This window comes from Elizabethkingia occulta, assembly GCF_002023715.1.
Taxonomy (GTDB): Bacteria; Bacteroidota; Bacteroidia; order Flavobacteriales; family Weeksellaceae; genus Elizabethkingia; species Elizabethkingia occulta.
The window spans coordinates 26,675-52,997 of record NZ_MAHX01000021.1 but is presented as its reverse complement, the minus strand read 5'-3'; the positions used below and the strand labels follow the sequence as shown (position 1 = coordinate 52,997).

The 26,323-nt window shown below is 35.1% G+C and carries 24 protein-coding genes and 4 tRNA genes; 6 read left to right on the top strand and 22 right to left on the bottom strand.

Annotated elements, in window-relative coordinates:
- Positions 1 to 595 precede the first annotated feature (595 nt).
- The 22 genes from BAZ10_RS17300 to BAZ10_RS17195 all read right to left on the bottom strand — a co-directional run bounded on the left by BAZ10_RS17300 (position 596) and on the right by BAZ10_RS17195 (position 19,820).
- On the bottom strand, positions 596 to 2,023 hold the full coding sequence (locus BAZ10_RS17300) for a serine hydrolase domain-containing protein (protein WP_078773094.1): 1,428 nt from the start codon (positions 2,021 to 2,023) through the stop codon (positions 596 to 598).
- 15 nt (positions 2,024 to 2,038) lie between these two features.
- Entirely contained in the window at positions 2,039 to 3,571 is a 1,533-nt protein-coding gene (locus BAZ10_RS17295) for a serine hydrolase (RefSeq protein ID WP_108721278.1), read from the bottom strand.
- Between the two features lie 98 nt (positions 3,572 to 3,669).
- The gene (locus BAZ10_RS17290; protein ID WP_245803854.1) at positions 3,670 to 4,473 is read right to left on the bottom strand and encodes a helix-turn-helix domain-containing protein; all 804 of its coding nucleotides are present in this window, start codon (positions 4,471 to 4,473) and stop codon (positions 3,670 to 3,672) included.
- 652 nt (positions 4,474 to 5,125) lie between these two features.
- A tRNA-Asp gene (locus BAZ10_RS17285) sits at positions 5,126 to 5,199 on the bottom strand.
- 31 nt (positions 5,200 to 5,230) lie between these two features.
- A tRNA-Asp gene (locus BAZ10_RS17280) sits at positions 5,231 to 5,304 on the bottom strand.
- A 32-nt stretch (positions 5,305 to 5,336) separates the two neighbouring features.
- Positions 5,337 to 5,410: transfer RNA gene (locus BAZ10_RS17275), tRNA-Asp, on the bottom strand.
- Positions 5,411 to 5,441: 31 nt separating this feature from the next.
- A tRNA-Asp gene (locus BAZ10_RS17270) sits at positions 5,442 to 5,515 on the bottom strand.
- A gap of 137 nt (positions 5,516 to 5,652) precedes the next feature.
- Positions 5,653 to 5,967 carry a thioredoxin gene (trxA, locus tag BAZ10_RS17265; protein ID WP_009085023.1) on the bottom strand — a complete coding sequence of 105 codons (315 nt, stop codon included), beginning with the start codon at positions 5,965 to 5,967 and terminating at the stop codon, positions 5,653 to 5,655.
- A gap of 68 nt (positions 5,968 to 6,035) precedes the next feature.
- Positions 6,036 to 7,199 carry a cysteine desulfurase family protein gene (locus BAZ10_RS17260; protein WP_078773091.1) on the bottom strand — a complete coding sequence of 388 codons (1,164 nt, stop codon included), beginning with the start codon at positions 7,197 to 7,199 and terminating at the stop codon, positions 6,036 to 6,038.
- Between the two features lie 116 nt (positions 7,200 to 7,315).
- Positions 7,316 to 7,900: an HAD-IB family hydrolase gene (locus tag BAZ10_RS17255; RefSeq protein ID WP_078773090.1), complete on the bottom strand. Its 585-nt coding sequence runs from the start codon at positions 7,898 to 7,900 to the stop codon at positions 7,316 to 7,318.
- A gap of 25 nt (positions 7,901 to 7,925) precedes the next feature.
- Complete coding sequence (locus tag BAZ10_RS17250; protein ID WP_078773089.1) at positions 7,926 to 8,810, bottom strand: decaprenyl-phosphate phosphoribosyltransferase; 885 nt, start codon at positions 8,808 to 8,810, stop codon at positions 7,926 to 7,928.
- A gap of 95 nt (positions 8,811 to 8,905) precedes the next feature.
- Entirely contained in the window at positions 8,906 to 9,598 is a 693-nt protein-coding gene (locus tag BAZ10_RS17245) for an OmpA family protein (protein ID WP_078773088.1), read from the bottom strand.
- Between the two features lie 21 nt (positions 9,599 to 9,619).
- Complete coding sequence (locus BAZ10_RS17240) at positions 9,620 to 10,090, bottom strand: lipocalin family protein (RefSeq protein WP_024564999.1); 471 nt, start codon at positions 10,088 to 10,090, stop codon at positions 9,620 to 9,622.
- Between the two features lie 93 nt (positions 10,091 to 10,183).
- Positions 10,184 to 11,866 carry a S8 family serine peptidase gene (locus BAZ10_RS17235; protein ID WP_078773087.1) on the bottom strand — a complete coding sequence of 561 codons (1,683 nt, stop codon included), beginning with the start codon at positions 11,864 to 11,866 and terminating at the stop codon, positions 10,184 to 10,186.
- A 6-nt stretch (positions 11,867 to 11,872) separates the two neighbouring features.
- Positions 11,873 to 12,481: a WbqC family protein gene (locus BAZ10_RS17230; RefSeq protein ID WP_078773086.1), complete on the bottom strand. Its 609-nt coding sequence runs from the start codon at positions 12,479 to 12,481 to the stop codon at positions 11,873 to 11,875.
- Positions 12,474 to 14,078: a signal peptidase I gene (gene lepB / locus BAZ10_RS17225; RefSeq protein ID WP_078773085.1), complete on the bottom strand. Its 1,605-nt coding sequence runs from the start codon at positions 14,076 to 14,078 to the stop codon at positions 12,474 to 12,476. Before lepB ends, BAZ10_RS17230 begins: the two co-directional genes overlap by 8 nt.
- A 62-nt stretch (positions 14,079 to 14,140) precedes the next feature.
- Entirely contained in the window at positions 14,141 to 14,839 is a 699-nt protein-coding gene (gene dapB, locus BAZ10_RS17220) for a 4-hydroxy-tetrahydrodipicolinate reductase (RefSeq protein WP_078773084.1), read from the bottom strand.
- A gap of 99 nt (positions 14,840 to 14,938) precedes the next feature.
- The gene (locus tag BAZ10_RS17215; RefSeq protein ID WP_078773083.1) at positions 14,939 to 15,562 is read right to left on the bottom strand and encodes a DUF5683 domain-containing protein; all 624 of its coding nucleotides are present in this window, start codon (positions 15,560 to 15,562) and stop codon (positions 14,939 to 14,941) included.
- A 54-nt stretch (positions 15,563 to 15,616) separates the two neighbouring features.
- Entirely contained in the window at positions 15,617 to 16,507 is an 891-nt protein-coding gene (locus tag BAZ10_RS17210) for a ParB/RepB/Spo0J family partition protein (protein ID WP_078404769.1), read from the bottom strand.
- Positions 16,497 to 17,291, bottom strand: a complete 795-nt coding sequence (locus BAZ10_RS17205) for a ParA family protein (protein WP_034869047.1) — start codon at positions 17,289 to 17,291, stop codon at positions 16,497 to 16,499. The genes BAZ10_RS17210 and BAZ10_RS17205 overlap by 11 nt, the downstream gene beginning before the upstream one ends.
- Before the next feature lie 163 nt (positions 17,292 to 17,454).
- A complete protein-coding gene (locus BAZ10_RS17200; RefSeq protein ID WP_078773082.1) occupies positions 17,455 to 18,279 on the bottom strand; it encodes an energy transducer TonB in 825 nt (274 codons plus the stop codon).
- Between the two features lie 254 nt (positions 18,280 to 18,533).
- The gene (locus tag BAZ10_RS17195; protein ID WP_059324519.1) at positions 18,534 to 19,820 is read right to left on the bottom strand and encodes an adenylosuccinate synthase; all 1,287 of its coding nucleotides are present in this window, start codon (positions 19,818 to 19,820) and stop codon (positions 18,534 to 18,536) included.
- A gap of 223 nt (positions 19,821 to 20,043) precedes the next feature.
- Between BAZ10_RS17195 and BAZ10_RS17190 the strand changes: the two genes are divergently transcribed.
- From BAZ10_RS17190 to BAZ10_RS17165, 6 genes are all read left to right on the top strand, one after another.
- Positions 20,044 to 20,562 (top strand): TlpA family protein disulfide reductase, encoded by a 519-nt coding sequence (locus tag BAZ10_RS17190; protein ID WP_078773081.1) that lies wholly within the window; start codon positions 20,044 to 20,046, stop codon positions 20,560 to 20,562.
- Positions 20,563 to 20,676: 114 nt separating this feature from the next.
- Entirely contained in the window at positions 20,677 to 22,353 is a 1,677-nt protein-coding gene (locus BAZ10_RS17185) for a DEAD/DEAH box helicase (RefSeq protein WP_078773080.1), read from the top strand.
- A gap of 138 nt (positions 22,354 to 22,491) precedes the next feature.
- Complete coding sequence (locus BAZ10_RS17180) at positions 22,492 to 23,130, top strand: DUF47 domain-containing protein (RefSeq protein ID WP_009085057.1); 639 nt, start codon at positions 22,492 to 22,494, stop codon at positions 23,128 to 23,130.
- 20 nt (positions 23,131 to 23,150) lie between these two features.
- Positions 23,151 to 24,287 (top strand): inorganic phosphate transporter, encoded by a 1,137-nt coding sequence (locus BAZ10_RS17175; protein ID WP_059155430.1) that lies wholly within the window; start codon positions 23,151 to 23,153, stop codon positions 24,285 to 24,287.
- 93 nt (positions 24,288 to 24,380) lie between these two features.
- Positions 24,381 to 25,352: a polyprenyl synthetase family protein gene (locus BAZ10_RS17170; protein WP_078773079.1), complete on the top strand. Its 972-nt coding sequence runs from the start codon at positions 24,381 to 24,383 to the stop codon at positions 25,350 to 25,352.
- Positions 25,353 to 25,357: 5 nt separating this feature from the next.
- Complete coding sequence (locus BAZ10_RS17165; RefSeq protein WP_078773078.1) at positions 25,358 to 26,323, top strand: GSCFA domain-containing protein; 966 nt, start codon at positions 25,358 to 25,360, stop codon at positions 26,321 to 26,323.

Sequence of the window (26,323 nt, the reverse complement as noted above, 5' to 3'; positions counted from 1 at the left end):
ATAAAACGCCAAACTTTGTTCAAAAGGAGTTATTTTCCCCATTTTTGTGACTTAGCTCATATTTTTGACCATAAAAGAAAAAAAAATAATGAAATTGATAGTAAAAACCACTTATTATTATCAAAAAAGAATATTTTTAAATATATAAACCAAATAAAATAAAAAATACAACCATATACACAACAAATATTAAAGTATATTTTATATAATACATCTAAATTATTTAAAATATAAGCATTGGTTATATAAATGAGTAAGCTTGCGGTTTTAGTTTATACTAACTATAAATTGCTTTATAAAGCATCAAAATTTTCTAAAAGATTTTAATATCGAATAGTGGGTTTCCAACTTTTATCAATACAATATATGTACCTGATTACAAACACAAAAGACTTACAGTTACCTGTAAGTCTTTTGCAACCTTTATGGAACTTTTTATTTTTTCAATAAAAACCTATCCTACAGAGCTTTTATTCTATAGTAAATACTCTTCGATATTTCGTCAGTCTCATTACAGACTTAGCTCAGAGTGACAATGTTTATCAAAAATATTTTCTTTTTAGAAGTATCAGACTAAGCTTGTCCCAGTCTAACATTATTTTGAATTGAAATTTAAAGAAGATCTTATTTTATCAATCATTTTTTCTGCATTACCGTTGCTTCCACCAAGACTTATTGCTTTTTTATAACTATCTAATGCCAAATCGTATTGCTTATTTGTAAAATAGGCCTCTCCTAAACTATCGAATAGATTTGCATTTTTGGGAAACTCACTTATTGCCAGTTTGAATATTTCTATAGACTCGTTTATTTTACCCGCTCTCAATAGTTCATAGCCCAAAGTATTCAGCTCGCTTGGGTTCTCAAAGCTGTATTCTTTTTCAGAAGTTTTTTTGAGTAAATAGTAGGTTTCTTTCGCTTTATTGATGTCGGTGAAAGATTCTTTTCTTATTGCTCGGTAAATAGATCTTTTAGGAATTTCGTAAGCTTTTCCTAACATCAAATTATGAATAATATGTCCTAAGTCCCAAACTTTATTGAGATTGTTAGATGTCAAAATTACAATGACATCATTTTTCATATCGTTTAATAAAATGGATTCAAATTTATGCGAAATACCGTTGTGTCGTTGTAATTCATCTTCTTCATAAAATCTGCCAAGCGATCCGCCTTCTTCTTTTGCATAGGGATTATTCAATAATGTTTCAAAGGATTTTCTGGAGATTAAACGGTTATGGTTCATCGCCTCAATCCATTTGTACATATCATTAATGTCCAGCCAAAGCCAACCGCTGATAAATTCCATTTCCGGGCATCTCACATTGTCCATATCATAACAAGATGTTCGGTTTTTGTATCCTGGTTTTGCATCGAAAACGGAATTGGTCATTTTCAAAGGTTTGATAATATTCTTAGTAACAAAATCTTGGAAAGTCATTCCTGTTACCTTTTCAATAATTCTTCTTTGCAAAAACACATTCCCATTATCGTATCTATAGCCTTTTCCCGGCTCAAATAACAGGGTGTCTGTTTTCCTCAAAATCTTCCAGGCTTCTTCATCGTTTTTTGGAACGATCATTTTATTTTCAATTCGAGGAATTCCACTGGCATAATTGATTAAATGTCTGGTCGTCACTTTTTCTGACCATTTTGGCAAGTCCAAATTATATTTCGAAATGGGATCATCAAGATTTAGCTGGCCACGCTCCATCAACATCATAACAGCAACTGCATTAAACTGTTTTACAATAGAGCCAAAATTAAAAATGGCATTTTTCGTTAAAGGTGTTTTTCTCGTTTCATCGGTAAAACCAAATGATTTTTGATAGATGACTTTTCCTTTTTTAGCGACCAAAACATTTCCGTTAAACAAACCTCTTTCGTAGGATTTGGTCATTAGAGAATCAATTTTCTGGGCATAAGCAACATCTTTTTCTGTTTTAACATTCCTTGCACTGCAACTAAATATGATTAAGACAGCTAAAAAGCAGCTGATATCTCTTGCTATATTAAGTATTTTCATAAATGTTTAATTTCTTTATTTTTTTAAAATATTTTCAATTTTATGCAGCATTTCTTTTGCATTCTGATTACTTGGTTCTAACTCTAATACTTTTTGATAATCAGCTTTAGATGATACATAATCCTTTTTATTAAAATAGGCTTCACCACGGCTGTCATAAGCATTTGGTAAATTTGGAAATTCCTTAATATTAAGTGTGAAAATTTTGATGGCGTCATCAATTTTATTATTCCTTAAAAATTCATAGCCCAAAGAGTTCAATTCGCTTTTATTCGAAAAATTATAATCGTTTGGTTTTGTTGTCTTTAATTTTTCATAAAGTTCAATTCCCTTATCAATATCTTTATTAGCTATTTTTTTAATGGTTAAAGAAATTGGTTCTTTTATTGGTTCTAATGGAAAATTTTCCCAATGATTTAAACTTGCAATTTTCGAAATGATTTCATTTATTAGTTGCATATTAACACCATTTGTCATTACAACAACACCGTTACCATCTTCCATACTTCCCATGTAGTGGCAGACAAATCCATAATTTCCGCCACTATGTCCAAAATATTTTGTCCCTTTATAGTTCTGAACAAATACCCCAAGGTTATTTTCAAGTCTTCTTATTGACATTTCTTTAGAAAGAACTTTGTTTGATTTCCCTTGTAATGACAATTGAGTTTCGATGATATATTTTGCCAAATCTGTCGGATTTGTCCATAGACCCGCAGCAGCTTTTTCTGGATAAATATGATATTTACCTACAACCTCGACCTTTCCATGATAGCCAGTTGCTAATAAATTTTTCTTTACCATAAAAGGAGGTTGATTAAAAGAGCTATAAGTCATTCCTAATGGAGTTAGTACGTTTTTTAGCAGATAATCCTCATACTTTTCACCTGTTGTATCTTCAAGAATCAACTGAGAAACTGTTGTTCCTCCACCCGAGTACTGGAATTTTAAACCTGGTTCAAAAACAGAACGAACCGCATTAGAATTAGCAGGCTTCAATCCATCAAGAACTTGAGGTATACTGGGCAAATCTTGTCCTTTCTCATAACCTCCGAAACCTCCGACAGAAAGCCCAGCAGTATGATTTAACAATTGTGCAGTACTTATTTTTTTTCCTTTTGAAATCGAATCATAAGGAAATTTCCACTTTTTCAAATAATTGTTAATATCATTATCTATATTTAATTTTTGCTCTTCTGTCAACTTCAAGACTCCTAAACTGTTAAAAGATTTGCTAACAGAAGCTGCTTGAAAAAGAGTTTCTGTAGTTGCTAATCTCTTCTCTGACACATCGGCAAAACCATATGCTTTTGCCCATTCTATTTTGTAATCTTTAACGACAGCAATGCTTACCGCATTTACTTCGTAAAAATCCATTCGTTCTTTTAAAGTTGATTTTTTATTTTTAGTCTTGTCCCAGGAATTTAGATTATTTTCGAGTGATTTGATTTTTTCGTTTACATTTTGTGAAAAAGCGTTGAATGATAAAATCAGAAAAAAAACAAGGCTTGTCTTTTTGATTTTGGAAACTGTTGGATTGCAATTCATTTTAGATTTAATTATTTTATTGCAAATATGCCTCAAAAAGGCTCCAGACGCGACCGATTAAAAAAAATCGAACTCATTTTTCGAAAGGTAATACTATTTTACAAGTGTTCTTTTCGAAAATCGGTTGGTGTTTTTCCTGTATATTTTTTGAAGGAAGTATTAAACGAAGATTTGGAATTAAAACCAACATGATACAAAATTTCCAAAACAGTCAGTTCTTTTTTAGTTGGATCTTTAAGGATTTGCATGGCTTTTTCAATTCTGTATTCATTCACGAAATCGAAAAAATGCTTATCCATATACAAATTAATCAAAGTCGATAAATCCTTCACAGGAATTTCAACTTGCTCCGCCAACTCCTGAATCGTTAATGAAGAATCTAAATAAGGCTCTTTTTCCTTCATGAAATTTTTTAAAAATTCTACTTCCTTATTCTTTTTGTCAACGAGAAAAGGTGTAACCTTTTGTTTCGGAACAACTTCTTCTATAGGTTTTAAATCAGAATTGACACCTCTAAAAAATTCTGGATTATTTAATGCAACAAAAAGATACCAACACGTACAAAACAAAAATGCAAATCCATCAATAGTTACAATCCACGCCCGAATCTCGCCGACACCAAAAATATACGTAACCAACCATCTTATCAGGACAATAAAATGCAGAACGTAATAGAGAATTGTTATTTTGTAAAGGGCATTGAGTGCCGAAATATTCGGGTTTGTGTAATTCTCTAGATATACTTTTTTAGCCTTTCTAATTGCCATAAACGAGGCAATAAAATAAACCTGAAACAGCGCTTCGAAAAGAAAGAGGAAAAATTGTAAGAGTGGCATGTCGTTCATGCTGTTGATGAATTTTATTTTAGAAGGTCTATCACTAAAATAAATTCCCCACATCATAAAAGCATTGAACGCCAAAAATGGGATTACATGTATTAAATGTTTCGGTTTTAACCGAAAATTGGTATAACAAACAGACAATACATAAAGGTAAAATGATGCTGAAACCACATAATTAGTACTCCAACGAAAAGCCTCGAGATTAATATAATTAACCGGAAATCCGTGTTGCAAAAACTTGATAGCATCCACTGCGTTTGTAAAAAGAAAGAACGCCAGCAAACAGTTTGACAGTTTGTACTTCGTCTTTACAGTAATCAAAAATAGAGCGAGTAAAAACACCATGAAAATCCCAATAGAGGAAACGAGCTGCAAAAAATTGTACCTGTCCATATCGTATTAAAGCAAGGCCAAATGTACTTATTTTTCAAAGATATTTTTCATGAAAAATTCAAAATGGAATATTTATTTAAGGCAAAAATATTTGTAGAATTCAGTATTGATTATTAGAAATAAAATCAAGAGGACAATATTCTTATTTTGATGTAACAACAAACATAAAATCATTCCACAAGATATTCAATTTCTGAACAAGCCTGTAAATAGGTTTCTATTACTTTTCAGTATGCTTTCACTTTAAAATTCCACATTTAGCTACTTTTGAAACTGTAAATAACAGAAAAAGGTTTACAGAATATCTGTAAACCTTTTGCGATCCGGACGGGACTCGAACCCGCGACCTCCGCCGTGACAGGGCGGCATTCTAACCAGCTGAACTACCGGATCAATTTTTTAAAGGAAATTGATAAAACCTTTGCGATCCGGACGGGACTCGAACCCGCGACCTCCGCCGTGACAGGGCGGCATTCTAACCAGCTGAACTACCGGATCAATTTTTTAAAGGAAATTGATAAAAACCTCTGCGATCCGGACGGGACTCGAACCCGCGACCTCCGCCGTGACAGGGCGGCATTCTAACCAGCTGAACTACCGGATCAATTTTTTAAAGGAAATTGATAAAACCTCTGCGATCCGGACGGGACTCGAACCCGCGACCTCCGCCGTGACAGGGCGGCATTCTAACCAGCTGAACTACCGGATCAATCGACAATATTTAAAAACGTATGCTCTTCGATTATTGTGGTTGCAAAAATACAACAATAATCGATACTAACAAATATTTTTCAAAAAAAACGCTCTCCCAGTAGGGAAAGCGTTCATTATCAGTTATACTTTTTTCTATAAATGAGCAGAAAGCTTCTGCGCAATAACCTCTTTTGGAGATACACCAACCAATTTGTCCACTACTTCTCCGTTCTTGAAGATTAAAACTGTAGGAATATTTCTAATTCCAAACTCCATAGAGATTTGTTGATTGTTATCTACATCTACCTTTCCTACAACCGCTTTTCCTTCAAAATCGGTAGCAATTTCCTCAATAATTGGACCCAACATTCTGCACGGACCACACCAAGTTGCCCAAAAGTCAACTAATACTGGCTTATCCGAATTGATAATTTCGCTAAATGTTGAATCAGTGATTTCTAATGCCATAATTCTTATTATTTCAGTTTAATTTAAGTCTACAAATTTACACAATTTATTATACCTGAATGTCTATATCAAACATTCATTTTTTCGATAGTACCCTCCTTAATCTCTTCCAGCGCTTTAGCTAAAGCATCTATATCTGCTTTTGAGGTCATATGACTAAAGGAAAGACGAAGCGGAGTACAGTTATCCATCTGCTCGTCTGTAAGTATCGACATCATTACCATAGAAGGCTTAGCTGCCCCGGAACTGCATGCACTACCCTGAGATACTGCAATTCCTTTCATATCCAACTGTAAGCCTATAAGCGGGTTCTTAAATGGTAAAAGCACGCTTAATAGAGTGTAAAGACTCGTGCCTCTTTCTGCACTATGTCCGTTGAATAATACTCCTGGTATTTTTTCTGTTAATTTTTCTATTGTATAAGCCTTAATATCCTCCATATGGCTAGCATATTCATCCATATGCTCTACCGCAATATCCAAAGCTTTACCAAGCCCTACAATACCCGTTACGTTTTCTGTACCGGCACGAAGACTTCTTTCCTGAGATCCGCCTACAATAATACCTTTAAGTCCGGATGATTTTCTTACAAAAGCAAATCCGGCTCCTTTAGGACCATGAAATTTATGAGCACTGCATGAGGCAAAGTCAACCATAATTTTAGAGAAATCTAAAGGCATATGTGCAACAGTCTGTACCGTATCTGAATGGTATAAAGCATCATATTGCTTGCATAGTGCAGCAACTTTCTCTATATCCAGCAAGTTTCCGATTTCGTTATTAGCATGCATCAGAGATACCAATGTTTTCTTTTCAGAATTCTGAAGAAGGCTTTCGAGCTTCGCAAGGTCAAAGTCACCTTTACTGTCCGGGCGGAGATAAACTACCTCTACCCCTCTCATTTTCTTCATTTCAAGGCATGCTTCCGCAACACATTTATGCTCCATAGGAGAAGTAATAATGCGCTGTACTCCCAGATTATCCACACTTGATCTTATAATCATATTATTAGACTCAGTACCACAAGAAGTAAAAATAATCTCAGCAGGTGTTACATTAAGGTAAGCCGCAACTTTACGTCTGTTCTCCTCAATTAAAGCTTTTGCTTCCTGCCCTATACTATATGTGGAAGATGGATTCCCATACTGTGTTTTCATCACATCCACCATTGCATCAATTACCTCTTCCAAAAGGGGTGTTGTCGCTGCATTATCAAGATAAACTCTATCCATTTTAGATCTCTCGTTGTTATTATGTTTTTACATTATCATTATATACTATAGCAAGGAGAAACATAAAAACATTCATTAATATTCCCCTTCGAGTGCCTTGTATTCAAATATTAAAATTAGTGAAAAAATTTGAAATACCCTTCATCTGCCCACTCCAGCATTGGCTTGTCTCCGGAGGTATCTCCGAAGGCAATGGTCTTGTCGAACCTTGTTAAATCTATTGTTCTTTTAATCCGGATTACTTTTTCCGGTCCGTTGCAATTTCTGGTTGCAAACTCTCTTGCAAATTTACCATTTACAAATTTAGCTTCTGTAGAAATATATCCAAAATTAAAATGTTCGGCAAATGGTTTCACCCAAATATCCAGAGAGGCCGTTACCAGATAGGCCGTTGCATTCTTATCTATGTTCTTAAAGAAGTCTAAAGCATTTTCTCTCATAATGCTGTTTTTATATTCTTTAAAAAAATTCTGAGCTAATTCCTCCAGCTTTTTTTGCTTCTCATCTTTTAATATAGAAGTAATGAAGCTTTTTTTCACCCTCTCTGTATTCGCCAGTTTCAGCTTCATCATTACAAACAACGGAACATGTCTCATAAACTGAAAATAATAACGTCCCGGGTTATAAAACCTAAGGAATAAAAACATTGTATCTTTAGTCGTTATCGTTCCGTCAAAATCAAAACAGTACAATTTTTTCATTTGCGAGGTGTTTTAATGATGTATTTTATTTTTTGAAATAAATCTGTAATAAAAATGCTATAAGCCATAATATCATTGTAGCCTGTATATAATGGTCTTTATAAATAATCTTTGTTGGAGATTCTGTTTTATTATACACCAAAGTCTGTTGCAAATAGCGTAAAAAAGCAAAAACTACAAAAATTACAGTATAAAAAACCCTTGGGTGAAATTTCTGCTGTACCTCCGGTGAGAGTGTAAACATCAGATAACATACAATCGCCAATGCACAACTAATAGATAAAGCAATATCGGCAAACTGAACATTATAACCATCCAGAGCTTTTCTGGTTTTACCATTAATCTGAGCATTGATAAGCTCGCCTCTTCTTTTTCCTATCGCCAATACTAATGCCAGAATAAAAGTAAGTAGTATTGCCCACTGTGAAACCACAATCCCGGTAATATAACCACCTGCTAAAACTCTGAGTACAAAACCTGTAGCAATAATACAAATATCTACAATAGCAACATGCTTTAATTTAAAGGTATAGAGAATATTAATAACAAAATAAGAAATAATAACTGTAGCAAAGTCCTGTATTTCCAGTCCCTGATTTTGCAAACAGAAAGTAAAACCTATTGCCAGTACGATCAATAAAACAAATATACCAATAGCTGTTTTCTTTCCTATAGCACCGCTGGCCAATGGTCTGTTTCGTTTTTCAGGATGTTGTTTATCGAGTTCTATATCCATATAATCATTTAGAATATAGATACAGCTTGCTGTAAGAGAGAATACAGTAAAGGCAATACAGCTCTTAAAAAAAAGATCCGTGTCCATTATTTTTCCGGAAAAAAAAACAGGCAAGAACACAAATAAATTCTTCACCCACTGCTCAACTCGTAAAAGTTTTAAATACTTCTTCATTTATATTATACTGATGCAAAAGTAACGATTATAATGATAAAGAAAAACCACTGCCTGGGCAGTGGTTTTTTTATCTCAAAGCTAAAAAAGATTAATTATCTACCTTGTTTAGCGTCTTGAATCATTTTCTCATTTGCAGTAATTGCAAACTCTACTCTTCTGTTCTGAGCTCTTCCTGCATCGGTATCATTAGTAGCGATAGGTTCTGCTTTACCCATACCTTTTGCTACAAAACGACCTCTTGAAAGGCCATTTGCAACGAAATAGCTTATTACAGAGTTTGCTCTTCTTTCAGATAAACCGATGTTATAAGAATCTGTACCTTTAGCATCTGTATGTCCGTAAACATTGATATTGGTATCAGGGTTGTTTTTGAAGACAGGAATTAACTTATCTAAATTCGCTTTAGCTGTTGGCGTAAGTGTTGCAGAGTCGAAGTTGAAGTTAATTGTATTTTCGTTAAGGATAACTTTAATACCTTCTCCTACTCTCTCTACTTCAGCACCTGGTAAAGCCTGGTTGATTTCTCTAGCCTGCTTGTCCATTTTGTTACCGATAACACCACCAGCAACACCACCAAGAATACCACCTAACACAGCACCTATAGCACCATTACCACCACGACCGATGTTGTTTCCTAAGATACCTCCTAGTACAGCACCACCAGCAGTACCTATAGCTGCACCTTTCTGTGTATTATTAGCATTTTGTACAGCCTCACAGCTAGTTAGTAATAAACTTCCTGACAGGAATAAAGCTGCTACGCTTGATTTATTTAAATATTTCATTTTTTTTAATTTTAAAGTAGATTAGTTAATTTTCTGGAAATGGTATACAACGTTTACCGGTGCGGAAGAATCTCCAACAGTCTGTACCAGTTCAAATGAGTTAGGTGACTGATTTTGTAACTGAAGGAAATAACCAGCTGTTACAGTTTTTGCTTTAGTTCCGTTTGGAATTTTCTTGAAAGAGAACTGTCTGTCAGTAGTTACATTAAACTTAAACTGAGTATTTACACCTGGACAAGCTGCTTCCGAAATAGAATAAGATCCTGTATTATTGTTCGGAACCAATTTCCACTGGCTACCAACGAAACAATTAATATCAACTCCCTCATCGAAAGGTTTGATCTTATAATTTTTATCATAATCTACATTAGTAATCTGCCAGGTACCTTTTAAACTATAATTGTCATTACGTGCACTCTGTGCCTGATTTGCTGTTGAACAGGAAACGGCTACCATAGAACCAAACAATCCCGTAAGTAATAGATTTTTCATAAATTGTTTATTTATATAAAGGTAATAAAAAATTGTGCCAAAAATTCCGAAATCAAAAAAAAACATCTTCGTGTGAAGATGTTTTTTTCCATGTTATTTTTTAACCTTTGTTTTGGATTTTACAGGAAGCTTTTTCCCTGAAGTGTAAAAGTTATTATAGGCATATTCTGCTGCCTTATAAAGATCCATTACACCTCCGGATCGGGACATGTAATTGAAGGTATTATTTACCTTACTACCTTCAATACCAGCATCTACTGTAGATTTATTCGCTGTTTTTACAATTGCCTCAATAATCTGGGCAGGTGTAAGCGTTGGCATATAAGCTAATAATACAGCAGCAGCTCCGGCAACAACTGGTGAAGCCATAGAGGTGCCCTGAAGGTATTTATACTTCCCGTCCGGTACTGTAGAATATATCTTCTCTCCCGGAGCAAAAATATCTACCATTTTCTGATTGTAATTGGAGAATGATGCTCTCAATTTACTACTATCGTTTGTACTTGCTCCCACAACAATTACATTATTAACAAATGGCTTTTCATCTGCCGGATCTTTAAAATTGGTAGGAAAAGCTACATGTTCACTAATGTCTTCATTTTCATTACCCGCTGCTTTTACTAAAAGTACACCTTTATCCTGTGCATATTTAAATGCTTCCCAAACTTTGTCTTTGCCCGGAGAAACAGGCTTTCCAAAGCTCATATTTAGTACTTTTGCTCCATTATCTACAGCATAACGGATAGCATTTGCCACATCTTTATCACGCTCATCACCATCCGGAACAGCTCTTACCGTCATAATCTTAGCCACTCTGGAAGCTACCCCATACTGAACTTCTTTACCGTTTGGTAAACCTGCAATAATCCCTGAAACGTGAGTACCGTGTTCTGCATCTGGTCCTTCGTAATGGTTATTACCATATTTTGTTTCATTGATATCATTATAGTTATCTCCTACAATAGAACGCGGGTCATAGTCCAGATTAAACTGTTTAGTTGCCTGTGTTTTATAATGCTTTATACCTTCATCTATTTGCTCTGCAAAAACTTTCTGAAGATCATTACCACTTTTACCAGCCAGATCTCCATCTTTTGTCATATTATCCAGAATACCCACATAATTAGCTTCAAGACCATCTTTAGGCACAATAGCTTTCACATTTTCTGGTGTTAAAGCTTTGCCTCCCAATAATCCAACAATTGCGGGAATTCTGTTTTTAAGCTCTGTATAAAACACATAATATTGCTGTGCTTCACCATTTTTTGCGGTATAAATATCTTTCGATTTCATATACAGATCAAACTCTGCAGGCATTTTTGCCTGATTGGCTTTATTTGCAGTCGAATTAGCTCCTTCAAAAAGAGGCTTGTATTTCTGAATTACTCTGGTCACTTCCTGAGTGTCCACATCCACATCACCATTTTTACCTCCCTGGAAGTTCCAACCGTGGATATCATCTACATAACCGTTACCATCATCATCTATTCCGTTACCCGGTATTTCTTTGGTATTAACCCACATATTCTTTATAAGTCCCGGATGGTCTACCTCTACTCCGCTATCCAAAACACCAACGATTACAGTTTGTGGTTTTAGTCCTTTTGATTCTAAGAACTTATAAGCTTTTTCAGTATTAACTCCGTAAACTTTGGTTGTTGCAAAATCTTTATGATACCAGGTTTCCAGATCCTTATTTTGCTTATCGGAGGTTTCCTGTGAAAAACCAAAAGTAAATGCTGTAAGAAAAGCAGCACTTATAAAGAATTTTCTCATAACTTTTTATTTAAAATTTTTAAGGTATGTTGCAGATTCCGGGCCAAGATTGCATAATAAGTCCACAATAGACAAATTTGGAATATAACCTAACTTATCCGAAAATACCTGATAATATTCTTTCGAAGCTGAGTCTGTATTCTTCTTTGCTGAAAATGAATCTCTAAAGTCAGTTGCCTCAGGTTCTCTTTCATACGTGGAAGTAGATGCAGACTTTTTATCAGTCTTCAGTATTTTTAAAATAATATTCAAAGCCCGAAGGTTAAATTCCATTAAACTTTCTGGCTGAACGGAGTAAATATCTTCCAGCTGATGCTCGTAAAATTCGAAATAGGGAGAACTCTGATAAGCCGTTTTAATTGACTTCCAGTGTAGCTTTTGCCAACTCTCGGCATAAGAAATCTCCGTTTCTTTATACAATCTGTTTCCGGTATGTCTGGTCGGAATAATCAACGCAAGCTTACCATTGGCACCATAAATTTCTGTACGGTTCCGGTAGGTTTGTTTAGGAAAGTTTTCCCACTCTTCGAATACAACATCATTATTCTCATCCAGATACTCTGCGAACCACTGTACTGGTGGTAAGTAGAATATAGGAAGAAGTATATTATTCATCTTCTTTCTTTTTCTTAAACATTTTAGTAAAATAATCCCATCCAAAGAACAATACCAATATAAGTACAGCAATCCACCAGTAAGATGTTTTGTTCATTTCACCTGTATTAGATGCTTTGAACATACGATCCCAGCGAACTTTCTTTGGTCCTTCATCAAAAATACCCTGTACACTTAACCATGTAAACATAGGCTTACCTACGATGTATTGCTCCGGAACGAATCCAAAGAAACGGGCATCAAGAGAAGCATCTCTGTTGTCCCCCATCATAAAGTAATAGTCTTGTTCTATAGTATACTGGTTAGATTCTTTACCATCGATAAAGATTTTACCATTTTTATTTTCCAGTTTATGACCTTCATACTTATGGATAATCCACTGGTATTCTGGTAAATTATCTTTGTTTACAGCAACAACATCACCTTTTTTAGGAATTTTAAGCGGGCCATACTGGTCTGCATTCCATGGCTTATTAATAGGGAATATAGACTGAGCTGTATCGATTTTAGCTTTGGTTTGCTGATTGTAATAGCTAATGGCAGCTTCTCCTTTCGGATTGATAACCTCCTCCATCTTTGTTACTTCCGGAAGACTCTTTATTTCAGCAGCAGTTTTATCTGTTAACCCCTGGAACTGATAAACATATCCTCCTGTCGGCATCTCTCCTTCCTGTAAAGGTAAATAGCCATATACTTTCCAAAGACGGTTTACATCCAATGCAGAAGATGTATATACTAAATAAGAATGCTGTACTTCAGCATCACCCATTATTTTTTCAGGCTGATTGTTCACAAATAATCTTCCGTTTCTCATCTCGATAACATCTCCAGGAACGCCTACTACCCTTTTTACATAAGGGTCTTTACGGTCTATTGCGACGTGTGCGGAGTCCCCAGGATAGTTGAATACAACGATATCATTTCTTTCTACCTTTTCCCAACCCGGAAGTCTGAAATAAGGAAGCTTTACACCATCTACATAAGATTTTGTTGCTTTTTTAGGATTATCACTTCCTCCTATAGTTCCCTGTAAGAAAGGAATTGCTACAGGTCTCATCGGAAAACGGTAACCATAGTTCAGTTTATTTACAAACAGGAAATCTCCAACCAGAATTGTTCTTTCCATAGAGCCGGTAGGTACACCAAACGGCTGGGTTATAAACGTGTGAATAACAGTTGCAAAAACAACAGCATACACAACAGATCCCCAGAAACCATCTTTCTTTTTGGCTTCCTCTTCACCCTGCAGTAAAAATTCTTTATAGATTTCTGTATCTTTTGAATAGTTAACTACCGCCATATAGATAAAAGGTAGTGCAACTGTAAGAACTCTTTGTACAAAAGAAACCTTACCAAACTTTTTCATTAAAAACAAATGAAAAACGGACATCATAATAGGTCCTACAATCGGTAAATACGACAATACCGCCCACCATTTAGGATGCTCGGTTTCCTTCAGTATTATTGAATAGTTGTAAAAAGGTATAAATGCAAAAACAGGATTATATCCCATTTTTTTAAACAACTTCCATGTAGAAATCCCCATCAATACACTTAGGATTAATACATAAAAGCAATATGTAAGAACGTAATTCATCAGTTTCTGATTTGATTAATCTTTATTTTATCAAATGATTAGTTATAATTTCGGGGTAAATGTTACAAACCCAACACATCATTCATGGTGAAAACACCTTTTTTATCCTTGATCCATTCTGAAGCAACTACTGCACCTAAAGCAAAGCCATTTCTGTTGAAAGCTGTATGCTTGATCTCAATTTCATCCACTTCCGAACGGTAATATACACTATGTGTACCCGGAACTTCATTTTCACGAATAGCAAATATACCTAATTCTTTACCTTTCGTTTCTTCTAATTTCCAGGATTCAAAACCTGAATTTCCAATAACTCCTTCTGCCAGTGTAATTGCTGTACCACTTGGAGCATCTAATTTATGAATATGGTGAATCTCTTCCAACTGAACATCATATTCAGGAAAAGGACTCATCATTTTTGCCAGCCTTTCATTAAGTGCAAAAAACAGGTTCACCCCTAAACTAAAGTTGGATCCGTATAAAAATGCAGTATTCTTTTCAACTGCTAATCTTTCTATTTCAGGCTTTTTTTCAAGCCAACCTGTTGTTCCACATATTACAGGAATTCCAAGTTCCAAACAGTTTTTTATATTTTCATAAGCTGCTTCCGGATTAGAAAATTCAATAACAACATCCGGATTATTCAGATTATCAGCTGTTGGTGTTTCTTTTAATCTGGTTACGACTTCATGACCTCTTTTCTGGGCTATTTCATCGATGATTTTACCCATTTTACCGTAACCTACTAATGCTATTTTCATTAGATAACTTTTATTTTTTATTGATCTGATGAAACCTTACGGGCAATTATCCTAAGATAAAATTACCTGTAAGGTTTCATTATAATTTATTCGAATATTTTAAAATCTGTATCGTATTCCTATACCAGGCTTAGAAGGTTCAAAACCTGTAGGATCCATAATAACTACTGGCGCAAATGCCAAATCAGGATCATTTTTAATTGGTGCCAAATGGGCATCTACCACCGCATCTATAATACTCAACAAATAAACTCCGGCTGTGATAGCAATTGCATAATCTCTCTGCCGCTTGGCTCTATCCTGTGTACGCCCCAATACATCTTTGGTCACTCCTGCAATTCCGGAAAATTCATGCTTCTGACCGTTCAGTTCTGCAATAAAGGCTTCCCGATAACGCCTGTACTGCTTATCATTCCACATTGCAATTCCTACTCCGGTACCAATAGCTCCTAAAACAATAGGAATTTTCCAGTATTTTTTATTATAAGCCTGCCCCAATCCCGGTAATATTGCAGCATATAATCCTGCTTTTGTCGGGCTTATTTCAATTATTTTTTTTGGAGCTGCATTTACCATATTGATGTCTTTCAGAACATCATCAGGTGTTTCCTTAGCACTAAGCGTATCTGTAACCGAAGGGCTCTTTATTGTATCACTGACTTTCTTCTGAGAAAAACAAAATACAACGATAAGCGTACTAAAAAAAACAATTAATTTTTTCATTCGTCTATTTTTCGTTAACCACTTTTAGTGGCTGGTATTTACGGAACGAAAGTCTCATTCCCCTATAAGCTTCAGGATTCTCTCCAGATCTTCTTCTGAAGCAAAATCTAAAATAATTTTACCTTTTTTACCTTTTCCAACAGATTTAATTTCCACATTCAAGTCTAATGCATCGGAAATACTTTTTTGTGCTTTCTTCAAGTGGTTAGGTAATTCTTTTATGGCTTTAACAGTTTTTTGTTTACTGTTCTTTAATTTGTTTACAAGCTCTTCTGCCTGGCGAACATTCAGGTTTTCCTTAACAATTTTCTGATAAAGCAATTCCTGCTGTGCTTCGTCCTGAAGACTTAGTAAAGCACGGCCATGACCAGCTGAGATTTCATTACTTCTTATAGCTCCCTGAATTTCAGGACTAAGCTTTAGCAAACGTAATGAGTTGGTAATGGTACTTCTCTCTTTTCCGACACGGGAACTAAGATTTTCCTGAGTAAGACCTATTTCATCGATTAACCTTTGATAGGTAAGTGCAATTTCGATAGCATCTAAATCCTCACGCTGTATATTTTCTACAAGAGCCATTTCTAATAACTCCTGATCGTTTACCAATCTTATATAAGCCGGAATTGTTTTCAGGCCGGCAATCTTACTGGCACGGAAACGGCGCTCTCCAGAGATAATTTCAAATTTATCTCCGTCCTTACGTAGTGTTACTGGCTGAATTATACCTAAAGCCAGAATAGACTGAGCAAGGTCATTAAGTGCCTTCTCATCAAAATAAGTACGTGGCTGACTAGAATTGGGATATATATCATCGATAGACACCTCTACTATATTGCCCACTAACTGCTCCGCACCGGCATCCGTTGCTGAGTTTACTGTGCCTTTGGTTTCAGCGCTGAGAATAGCACCTAAACCACGCCCCATGGCTCTTTTCTTATCTTTCAATGGTTTCTCTCTTCTTTTTGGTTTTTGACTCGTTCTTCAACAAAACTTCTTCTGCAAGCTGTATATATTGTATAGCTCCTTTACTCTCGGCATCGTACATGATGATAGACTCACCAAAACTTGGTGCTTCACTTAATCTTACATTCCGGTTGATAATACTACTGAATACCATGTCCGGGAAATGGGAATTTACTTCTTCAACAACCTGATTAGACAATCTTAAACGGCTATCATACATTGTAAGCAATAAACCTTCAATATCCAGATCCGGATTGTGGATTCTCTGAACATTTTTAATGGTATTAAGTAATTTACCTAAACCTTCCAAAGCAAAATATTCGCACTGGATAGGAATAATTACTGAATCCGCAGCAGTTAATGCGTTGATCGTAATAAGTCCAAGACTCGGAGCACAGTCGATAATAATGTAATCATAATCATTTTTAATCTCCTTCAATGCTTCTTTCAGCATATACTCACGTCTTTCTTTATCTACCAGCTCAATTTCAGCCGCAACTAAATCAATATGCGACGGCATAATATCCAGATTAGGAGAAGTGGTCCTCTGTATACATTCGCGTACATTCTTACTGTTTTCTAAAACATTATATGTAGAATTATATACTTCTTCAACTCCTAAGCCCGAAGTTGCATTAGCCTGTGGATCAGCATCTATTAGTAAAACTTTTTTCTCTAAAACACCCAATGCAGAAGCTAAATTAACGGATGTAGTTGTCTTTCCTACGCCTCCTTTTTGGTTTGCCACTCCTATTATTTTACCCATTTTCAAGATTTAAGATTCAAAAATACAATTTTTTTAATGCTAACGCCTATCACAAAAGACGTGATCTTGTTAAATATTTGTTAAACAAGGCTTTATACCTTAAAAAAATTATCCACAAAAAAAACTCTTTGTGGATAATTATAGTAATTTTATCTGGTAAAATTTATTCAAATTTCATAGACACCGGAATTCTGAAGTAAGATCTTACATTCTGACCTTCCAATTTAGCAGGGTTCCATTTACCTTTTACTGATTTTATCGTACGGATAGCCTCTGCATTAAAATCTCTGTTAGGACCATCTGCTTTTATATTGGTAATTGTACCATCTCTTTCTACAATAAAGGTTATCATAGTCTTGATAACACCTTCTGTTCCATCCATCACTGTTCCGTCAAAGTTCTCTTTAATCTTATTACGGAAAGAATCTAAACCACCAACATAAGCAGCTTCAACATCAACAACAGTAGCAGGATCATTTGATAAAATCTTTGGTTGTGGTGGCGCAGGTACAATTCCCTCTCCAGGAGTTTTAATAATCGGAGCCGGAATATTTGGATTTACTGCAACTGGCCCTTCTATATCATGTGTCCCAAGTACAGCATCATCAGGTGTTTTTGTTGTGATTTTCTCAATCGGTGGATTATTCACAGGTTCCGGCAGTTGATTATCGATCGTCTTCACTACTTGATGCTGTTGCGGCTGAACTGGTTCAGGAACTTTTGGCTTTACAGGATCTAAATCTACCTCAATAGGTTTCATGTAAACAGGTTTCCCAATATCAGTAATAACATTTTTATTATTCAAATTCATATAGAGAATAGATCCTCCGGTAATTACACCAAAGAAAAGAATCCCTGAAAAAAGGGCTCTATTCATATACTGCCCTGCCCGATTTCTCAGGTCGTAGGCACCGTAAGATTTGTTTCTGTTTTCAAAAACAATTTCATTCAAAGCGAACTCGTGGTTCAGATGTTGGAATGGCTTCATAGATTTGTGGTTTTGATGATTAAATAAAAAAATTAACACATATACATCATTCAAATCAAAATTTATTCCAAAAAATTGTTAAAATCAGATAAGTATTTATCAAATAATAACTTTTTTCTCAAAACACATATTCATCAACCCTGAATTCAGAATAATATTAACCTCCCAAACACTTATATATATTATTTTTTAACAAAAAAAGTTCCGGAAAATATTTTCCGGAACTTTTATATAATTCTGCTATTTCTTTTTTCTTAGAAAAGCTCTTTTCTGATAATATTCTGAGAACGCTCTGGTCCTACAGAAACTAAGTATACATTAATACCTAAGTATTTTTCGATAAACTCAATATATTTCTTAGCTGTTGCAGGAAGCTCATCATAGCTTCTTACCGTAGTAATATCTTCATCCCAACCTTCTAATTCTTCATAGATAGGCTCATAGTTATATAACTTGGTTGTAGAAGAAGTGAAGTAATCAATGATTTTACCATCTTCAGTTTTATAGTGCGTAGCGATCTTCAATTTACCAAGACCTGTCATTACGTCTAATTTAGTAATTACAAGGTTATTGATACCGTTAATCATACAAGCATGCTTTAAAGAAACAAGATCTAACCAACCTGTTCTTCTTGGTCTTCCGGTTACAGCACCAAATTCACCTCCGATCTTACGGATATTTTCTCCCAGTTCATCATCTAACTCTGTAGGGAAAGGTCCGTTTCCTACTCTTGTACAGTAAGCTTTTGCTACACCAATAAGGTTCTGAAGAGATGTTGGCGGAACACCAGCGCCTGTACAAACCCCACCTGTAGAAGGAGAAGATGATGTAACGTATGGATAAGTTCCGAAGTCGATATCAAGCATTAAAGCCTGAGCTCCTTCAAAAAGGATATTTTTACCTTCTTTAATCGCCTCGTTTATTTCAAGCTCAGTATCTACAATTCTGTCTTTTAGTTTTTCTCCTAATTCTAAAAATTCATTGTAAATCTCCTCAACATCCATTTCCGGCTTATCAAAATATTTGGAGAACAAAGCATTTTTAAGCTTTAGATTTTTTTCAATCTTTTCTCTTAGTATTTCAGGATTTAGTAAGTCTACCATACGGATACCTACTCTGGAAATTTTGTCTTCGTAACATGGACCGATACCTTTTTTGGTTGTTCCGATCTGTGTACCTCCCTGCTCTTCTTCTCTATAAGTATCCAAGAGAATATGATAAGGCATAATCACATGTGCTCTGCGGCTAATAAACACGTGATCTGTTTTCATTCCTTTATCTTCAATCTGCTGAATTTCTTTCAGGAAAGATTTAGGATTTACTACTACCCCATTAGCAAGGAAACATTTTCCACGGCATTGTAAAACACCTGATGGTAAAAGTTGCAGGACAAATTTGTTATCTCCTACATATACAGTATGTCCTGCATTATCTCCACCTTGAAAACGTACTACGTAATCTGATTTAGCGGAAAGAACATCCGTAATTTTACCTTTACCTTCATCTCCATACTGAAGGCCTACTACAACGTAAGTTGACATATTTTACTATAAATTTAGATTCATGCAAAGTTAGCTCTAATTCATTTTTAAGACAAATTAAAATCTGATTTTTAAGAAGAAATCTTTACAAACCCTGCAGAAAAAGCTATTGGAAGTAACTAAATATCAGATTCTCTAAAACCACAACCTTATTATATAATAAAAATAGTTGTTCTGTAATTCCTATATTTTATATAGCTTTGTTATAACAATTTAAAGAGACATGAAAAGAGCCCTCCTATTTTTTGGAATAATTCTATCCGGTTTAACCTTTGCTCAGCAAACCCCTAAAGTATTAAAGACTTTATTCACAAAAGAAGCATTAGCACAAAAAATTACTGCTGAAAACGGAGATGTCATGTCTATTAAAGATGTGTTCAGCAAACATAAAGGAAAAGTTATTGTACTCGATCTTTGGGCCGGATGGTGCCGTGATTGTGTCCTTGCATTGCCAAAGGCAGAGGAACTGGAAAAAAATAATCCTGAGGTTCATTTTGTATTCTTTTCATTGGATCGCAACAGAGAAGGATTTGACAAAAGCCTTGAAAAGTTCAACATGAAAGGAAAAGAAAATTATTGGTTTTCTGAGGGATGGAAAAACAATTTTAATAATTATATTGATCTTAATTGGATTCCGCGTTATCTGGTTATCGATCAGAAAACTAAGATTGCTAAATATTATGCTATCACTCCGGATGATCCGGAAATACAAACAACCATCAATAAACTCCTAAAAAAATAATCTTAGAAATAGGGTAATTCGCTCAGCACATCTTAGTTAAATGATGTGCTTTTTGTATTTATAAAAAAATGTTTAAGTTAAAAATCGTATCTTTGCAAAATATTTAAGATATTAATGAATTTATTTACTGAAACCAATTTAAGTCCTGAAATTCTGAAGGCTATTGGTGAACTAGGCTACGAGAGCCCTACTGAAATCCAGAAACAAACAATACCCTTTATATCATCGGACATCAGAGACCTTATCGCTCTGGCGCAGACGGGTACCGGAAAAACTGCAGCTTTTTCCCTTCCAATTTTGGATATGGTAGATGACACAAGCCGCAAAATCCAATTTTTGGTGTTGTGTCCAACGCGCGAATTATGTCTTCAGATTACAAAAGACATAAAAAACTACTCAAAATACCTTCCTAACATTAAGACTGTTGCTGTATATGGTGGTAGCAGCATTAATGATCAAATCAGATCTCTTCGTGAGAAACCACAAATTATTGTAGGTACACCGGGACGTGTTATCGATTTGATAAATCGTAAATCTTTGGATTTTTCCAATATTCACTGGTTGGTATTAGATGAAGCAGATGAAATGCTTTCAATGGGCTTCAAAGATGATTTGGAAACAATCATCAGCGAAACGCCGGAAACCAAACAGACTTTCCTTTTCTCAGCTACAATGAGCAAGGAAGTAGAACGTATTTCTAAGAATTATTTGACTAAACCGCACAGAATTTCTGTAGGTTCTATTAACGAGGTTAAGAAGAACATTAAGCATGAATATTACGTAGTAGGATATCGTCAGAAAAAAGAAGCTTTGAAAAGGCTTATTGACAATAACCCGAATCAATATTCTATTATCTTCTGCCGTACCCGTATGGAAACTCAGGAAGTTGCTGATTTCCTAATGCAAAATGGTTATGCAGCAGATGCACTTCACGGAGATCTTTCTCAGGCACAGCGTGATACTGTAATGAAGAAGTTCCGTTTAAAGAATATTGACATCTTAGTTGCTACCGATGTTGCTGCAAGAGGACTAGATGTAGATTCTTTAACTCACGTTATCCATTTCTCTTTACCAGATGACCCTGAAGTATTCGTACACAGAAGTGGTAGAACTGGTAGAGCTGGAAAAGATGGTATTTCAATTGCCCTAATCAAACCTGAAGAAAGCCGCAAGCTGAAGCAGATTAAGAGCCAGAGTAAAATTGAAATTACTGAGAAAATAATTCCTACAGGACAAGAAATTATCAAAGCTCAGGTAGAAGGTGTTTTTGAAAAATTATTCTCTGAACACGAAAATTATTTTGAATTTGATGCTTCTTTAATTCCTGATCTTTCTAACTTCACTAAAGAAGAACTTGTTGGTCAGCTATTACAGTTCCAACTTCGTGACATGGCATTATACTACGAAAACCGTAATGATATTGCTGAGCAGAAGTTTAACGGTAGAGATGATTCTGAAAGAGGAAGCAGACGTGAGCGTAGCCGAGACAGGGACAGAGGAGACAGAAACAGCAGAGACCGTGGAGATCGTAAATCCAGAAAGAAAAGCGAAAACATGGTGCGTTTCTTCTTTAACCTAGGAAAGAGAGATGAACTGAAAAAAGTAGATGTATTGGATATCATTAACCAGTCTACTAAAAAATCAGGTAAAAAGGCTGACATCGGAGATATTGAGATCTTAGAGAAATTCACTTTCTTCGAAGTAGAAAAAAGCTTCAAAAATGAAGTAATGGGTAACATTAACAACAAAAAATTCAAAGGCAGAGAGATGCGTTTGGAGGTTGCTAACTAAGCTAACTTACTTTATTCTAAATATTTAAAACACTGCCAACCGGCAGTGTTTTTTATGTTAACAAAAATTAATATTTACCCCTGAAAACACAAATTCGTTTTCCCGATATTTGCACAAACTTTTAAAGATTATATCATAATGGGAATTGGTAATATTTTCCACGCATTTCAACCAAAGGATAAGATTTTCTTTGTCCTTTTTGAGAAAGTAACAGACAATCTTGTCGAGATGTCAAATGAGTTTAACAACGGTTTAAAGGATTTTGATCTGAACGACGATTCAATGCTTAAAAAAATGAGCGACTATGAACACAAAAATGATGATCTTACTCACGAGATTTTTGTGGAACTAGGAAAAAACTTTATCACACCTTTTGACCGTGAAGACATCCATGAACTGGCTACAGGTCTTGATGATATTGCCGATTATATTTATGCTTCAGCAAAGTATATCTATTTATACAAATCTCCACAACAAAAATCATACACAGACTTCTCTTTATTAATCCATAAGGCTTGTATTGAAATACAGAATGCTATGAAGAACCTGAAAGGTTTCAAAAACATGGAGCAGGTAAAAGAAGCATGTATTAAAGTAAACTCTATTGAAAACATTGCGGATGATTTATTATCCAACTCAATGGTAGAATTGTTTGAAACCAATGATGCTATAAACGTTATTAAAGTTTCATCTGTATTAAATTATCTTGAAATCGTTACAGATAAGGCTGAAGATGTAGCCAATACTATTGAAAACATCATGATTAAATACGCCTAAACTAATATATAACACACAGAATGGATTTTCCTATTTTACTAATAGTTATTATTGCTTTAGCACTAATCTTTGATTATATCAATGGTTTCCATGATGCAGCCAATTCTATTGCCACAATCGTATCGACAAAAGTACTTACACCCTTTCAGGCTGTACTGTGGGCAGCATTATGGAATTTTGCCGCTTTCTTCCTTGCAGCATATGTAATAGGAGAATTTAAAATCGGAAACACCATTGCTAAAACGGTTAACGAAAATTTCATTACTCTTGAAGTAATTTTCTCAGGACTTATTGCTGCTATAGCATGGAACCTGCTTACATGGTGGTTTGGAATTCCTTCCTCTTCATCACATACTCTTATCGGAGGTTTCTTAGGCGCTGCTCTTATGCACGCTTTCGTTACAGATTACAATCAAATAGCTGCAGCACAACCTGGGCTTGGCTTTTTTGATACGTTCTCTTTAGCATTCAAGCAACTGACGACTCAGGGGGTTGTTAAATTCAATGTAGTAATCCCTATTTTCTTATTTATTTTCCTGGCACCTTTTATCGGGATGGTTATCTCAATTATCATTACCCTGATTATTGTACATCTTTATAAAAGAAGTAATCCTCATAAGGCAGATCAGGCGTTCAAAAAACTACAGTTAGCTTCTTCAGCTCTGTTTAGTTTGACACACGGTCTGAATGATGCACAAAAAGTAATGGGTATTATCGGAGCTGCAGTAATCTTTTATCATGTAAACATTTTACAGGACGGATATGCTGCAATGCCTTCAGCTGATAGATTCAACTACTTTGCACAGCATTACCTTTGGGTACCATTAGTATCTTTCCTTGCTATTGCATTGGGAACAATGAGTGGCGGATGGAAGATTATCAAGACCATGGGAACTAAAATTACAAAAGTAACTCCATTAGAAGGTGTAAGTGCTGAAACAGCAGGAGCTTTAACATTATTCATCACTGAATATTTAGCTATTCCGGTTTCTACAACACACACGATTACTGGTTCTATCATTGGTGTAGGACTTACAAAGCGTGTTTCTGCAGTCCGCTGGGGGATTACAGTAAGCCTGCTTTGGGCATGGATACTTACAATTCCAATTAGTGCTATTGTAGCAGCTATTGCTTATCTTATTGTAATATTATTCTAGAACAAAACAATAAAGAAATAAAACTACCCTCTCCGGGTAGTTTTTTTATGCCTATAAAGTCTGAAATGAAAGTAAAAATATTATTTTTGTAGTATGAAGTTTTTTGATCAATATCAGGACCTTGTTTCCGAAGGAATAGAGAAATACAAATTTACGCAGAAGCCGTCTGAGCTATATGATCCTATTAACTATATTATCTCACACGGGGGGAAGAGATTGCGTCCGATGATGGTAATGATGGCATGTGATCTGTTTGGCGGTGATATGGAGACAGCAATAAAGCCGGCACTGGCAATTGAATTCTTCCATAATTTCACACTGATTCATGATGATATTATGGATGAAGCTCCATTACGTCGTAATAAGCCTACAATCCATACATTGCATGGTATTAATACCGGAATTCTGTCAGGTGATGCTTTAATGATTAAAGCCTATCAGTTCTTCGAAGATCTTGAGCCGGAATTATTCAAAAAATGTGTGAAAATATTCTCTGAAACTGGAGCTGTACTATGCGAAGGTCAGCAGTTAGACATTAACTTTGAGAATATGCCGAATGTTACCTACCGTGACTATATGCTGATGATCTCCAATAAAACAGGGGTACTAAGTGCTGCATCTCTGAAAATAGGAGCGCTTATTGGTGGGGCGAGCGATGAGCAAGCCGAATACCTTTACAACTTTGGGTTGCATATTGGTATTGCATTCCAGATTATGGATGATTATCTGGATGTATTCGGAAAGCAGGAACAGTTTGGTAAAAAACATGCCGGAGATATTTTCGAAAATAAAAAAACGATCCTGTACCTTATCGCCCTAAAATTTGCGAATGAGGAGGAACGTAGAGAGCTAAACTTCTGGTATTCTAAAAAAACTGATAATATTGACAAAGTTTACGGTGTAGAAAAAATATTCCGCAGAACTAAAGTTGATGAGAAAGTACAGCGTCTGATCCAAAGACATAACGAAAAAGGTCAGCATTATTTAAATAAAATTAATCTTCCAAACGATAAGAAGCAACCATTTATAGAACTTGCAAATTATCTGTTAAAAAGAGATTCATAATATAAATGCTTTTCAGAACTGAAATACAACTTGCCGAAAGCAAGCAGAAAATTCAGGCTGAAGATCGTATTTTCAGCATTGGAAGTTGTTTCGCTACAGAAATGGCTTCCATTTTTGCTTCCGGACAGTTACAAACCGTCAATAATCCTTTCGGAACAATATTTCATCCCGTAGCCGTAAATAATGCTTTAAAAAGGATATATGAAGGCCGGGAATATACCGAAGAGGATTTCATCTATCATCAGGGAAAATACATCAGTCTGGATCATCATACAAGTTTTGATGATCAGTATCTTCATAAAAGTCTTGACAGAATTAACCAATCATTAAATGAATCGGTTGAATTCTTAAGAGAAGCCAAATGGATTATCATTACCTATGGAACATCCTGGGTATATGAATTCACAGAGCAAAACAGAATTGTAGCCAATTGCCATAAAATATCTCAGAAACATTTTACAAAAAGACTTTTGTCTCATTTGGAAATTACTGATGCTATTGCGGAAACGGTAAATATGCTGAAGGATATTTCTTCTGAAAAATTACAGGTACTATTTACCATTAGCCCTGTAAGACATATTAAAGATGGTATTGTAGAAAATCAGCGAAGCAAATCTTTACTGATTAATGCCGTTCATGAATTGGTAGAAGTAACTGAATATTGCGAATATTTGCCAATTTATGAAATTCTGATGGATGACCTCAGAGATTACAGATTTTATAAGGAAGACTTGATTCACCCAAATAATCAGGCTATACAATATATCTGGGAAAAGTTTTCGAAAGCCTATATTACACCGGAAACTCTTGACTTTATGAAAGAGAATCTGAAAATAAATCAGGCGCTTCTACACCGCCCTATTCAGCATAATTCTGAAGAATATATTATTTTTAAGGAAAAACTGAAGGAACGGATTGCCCAGCAACAGCAGAAAGTACATCACAATATTTTCCGTGATGTAAGAATTTAA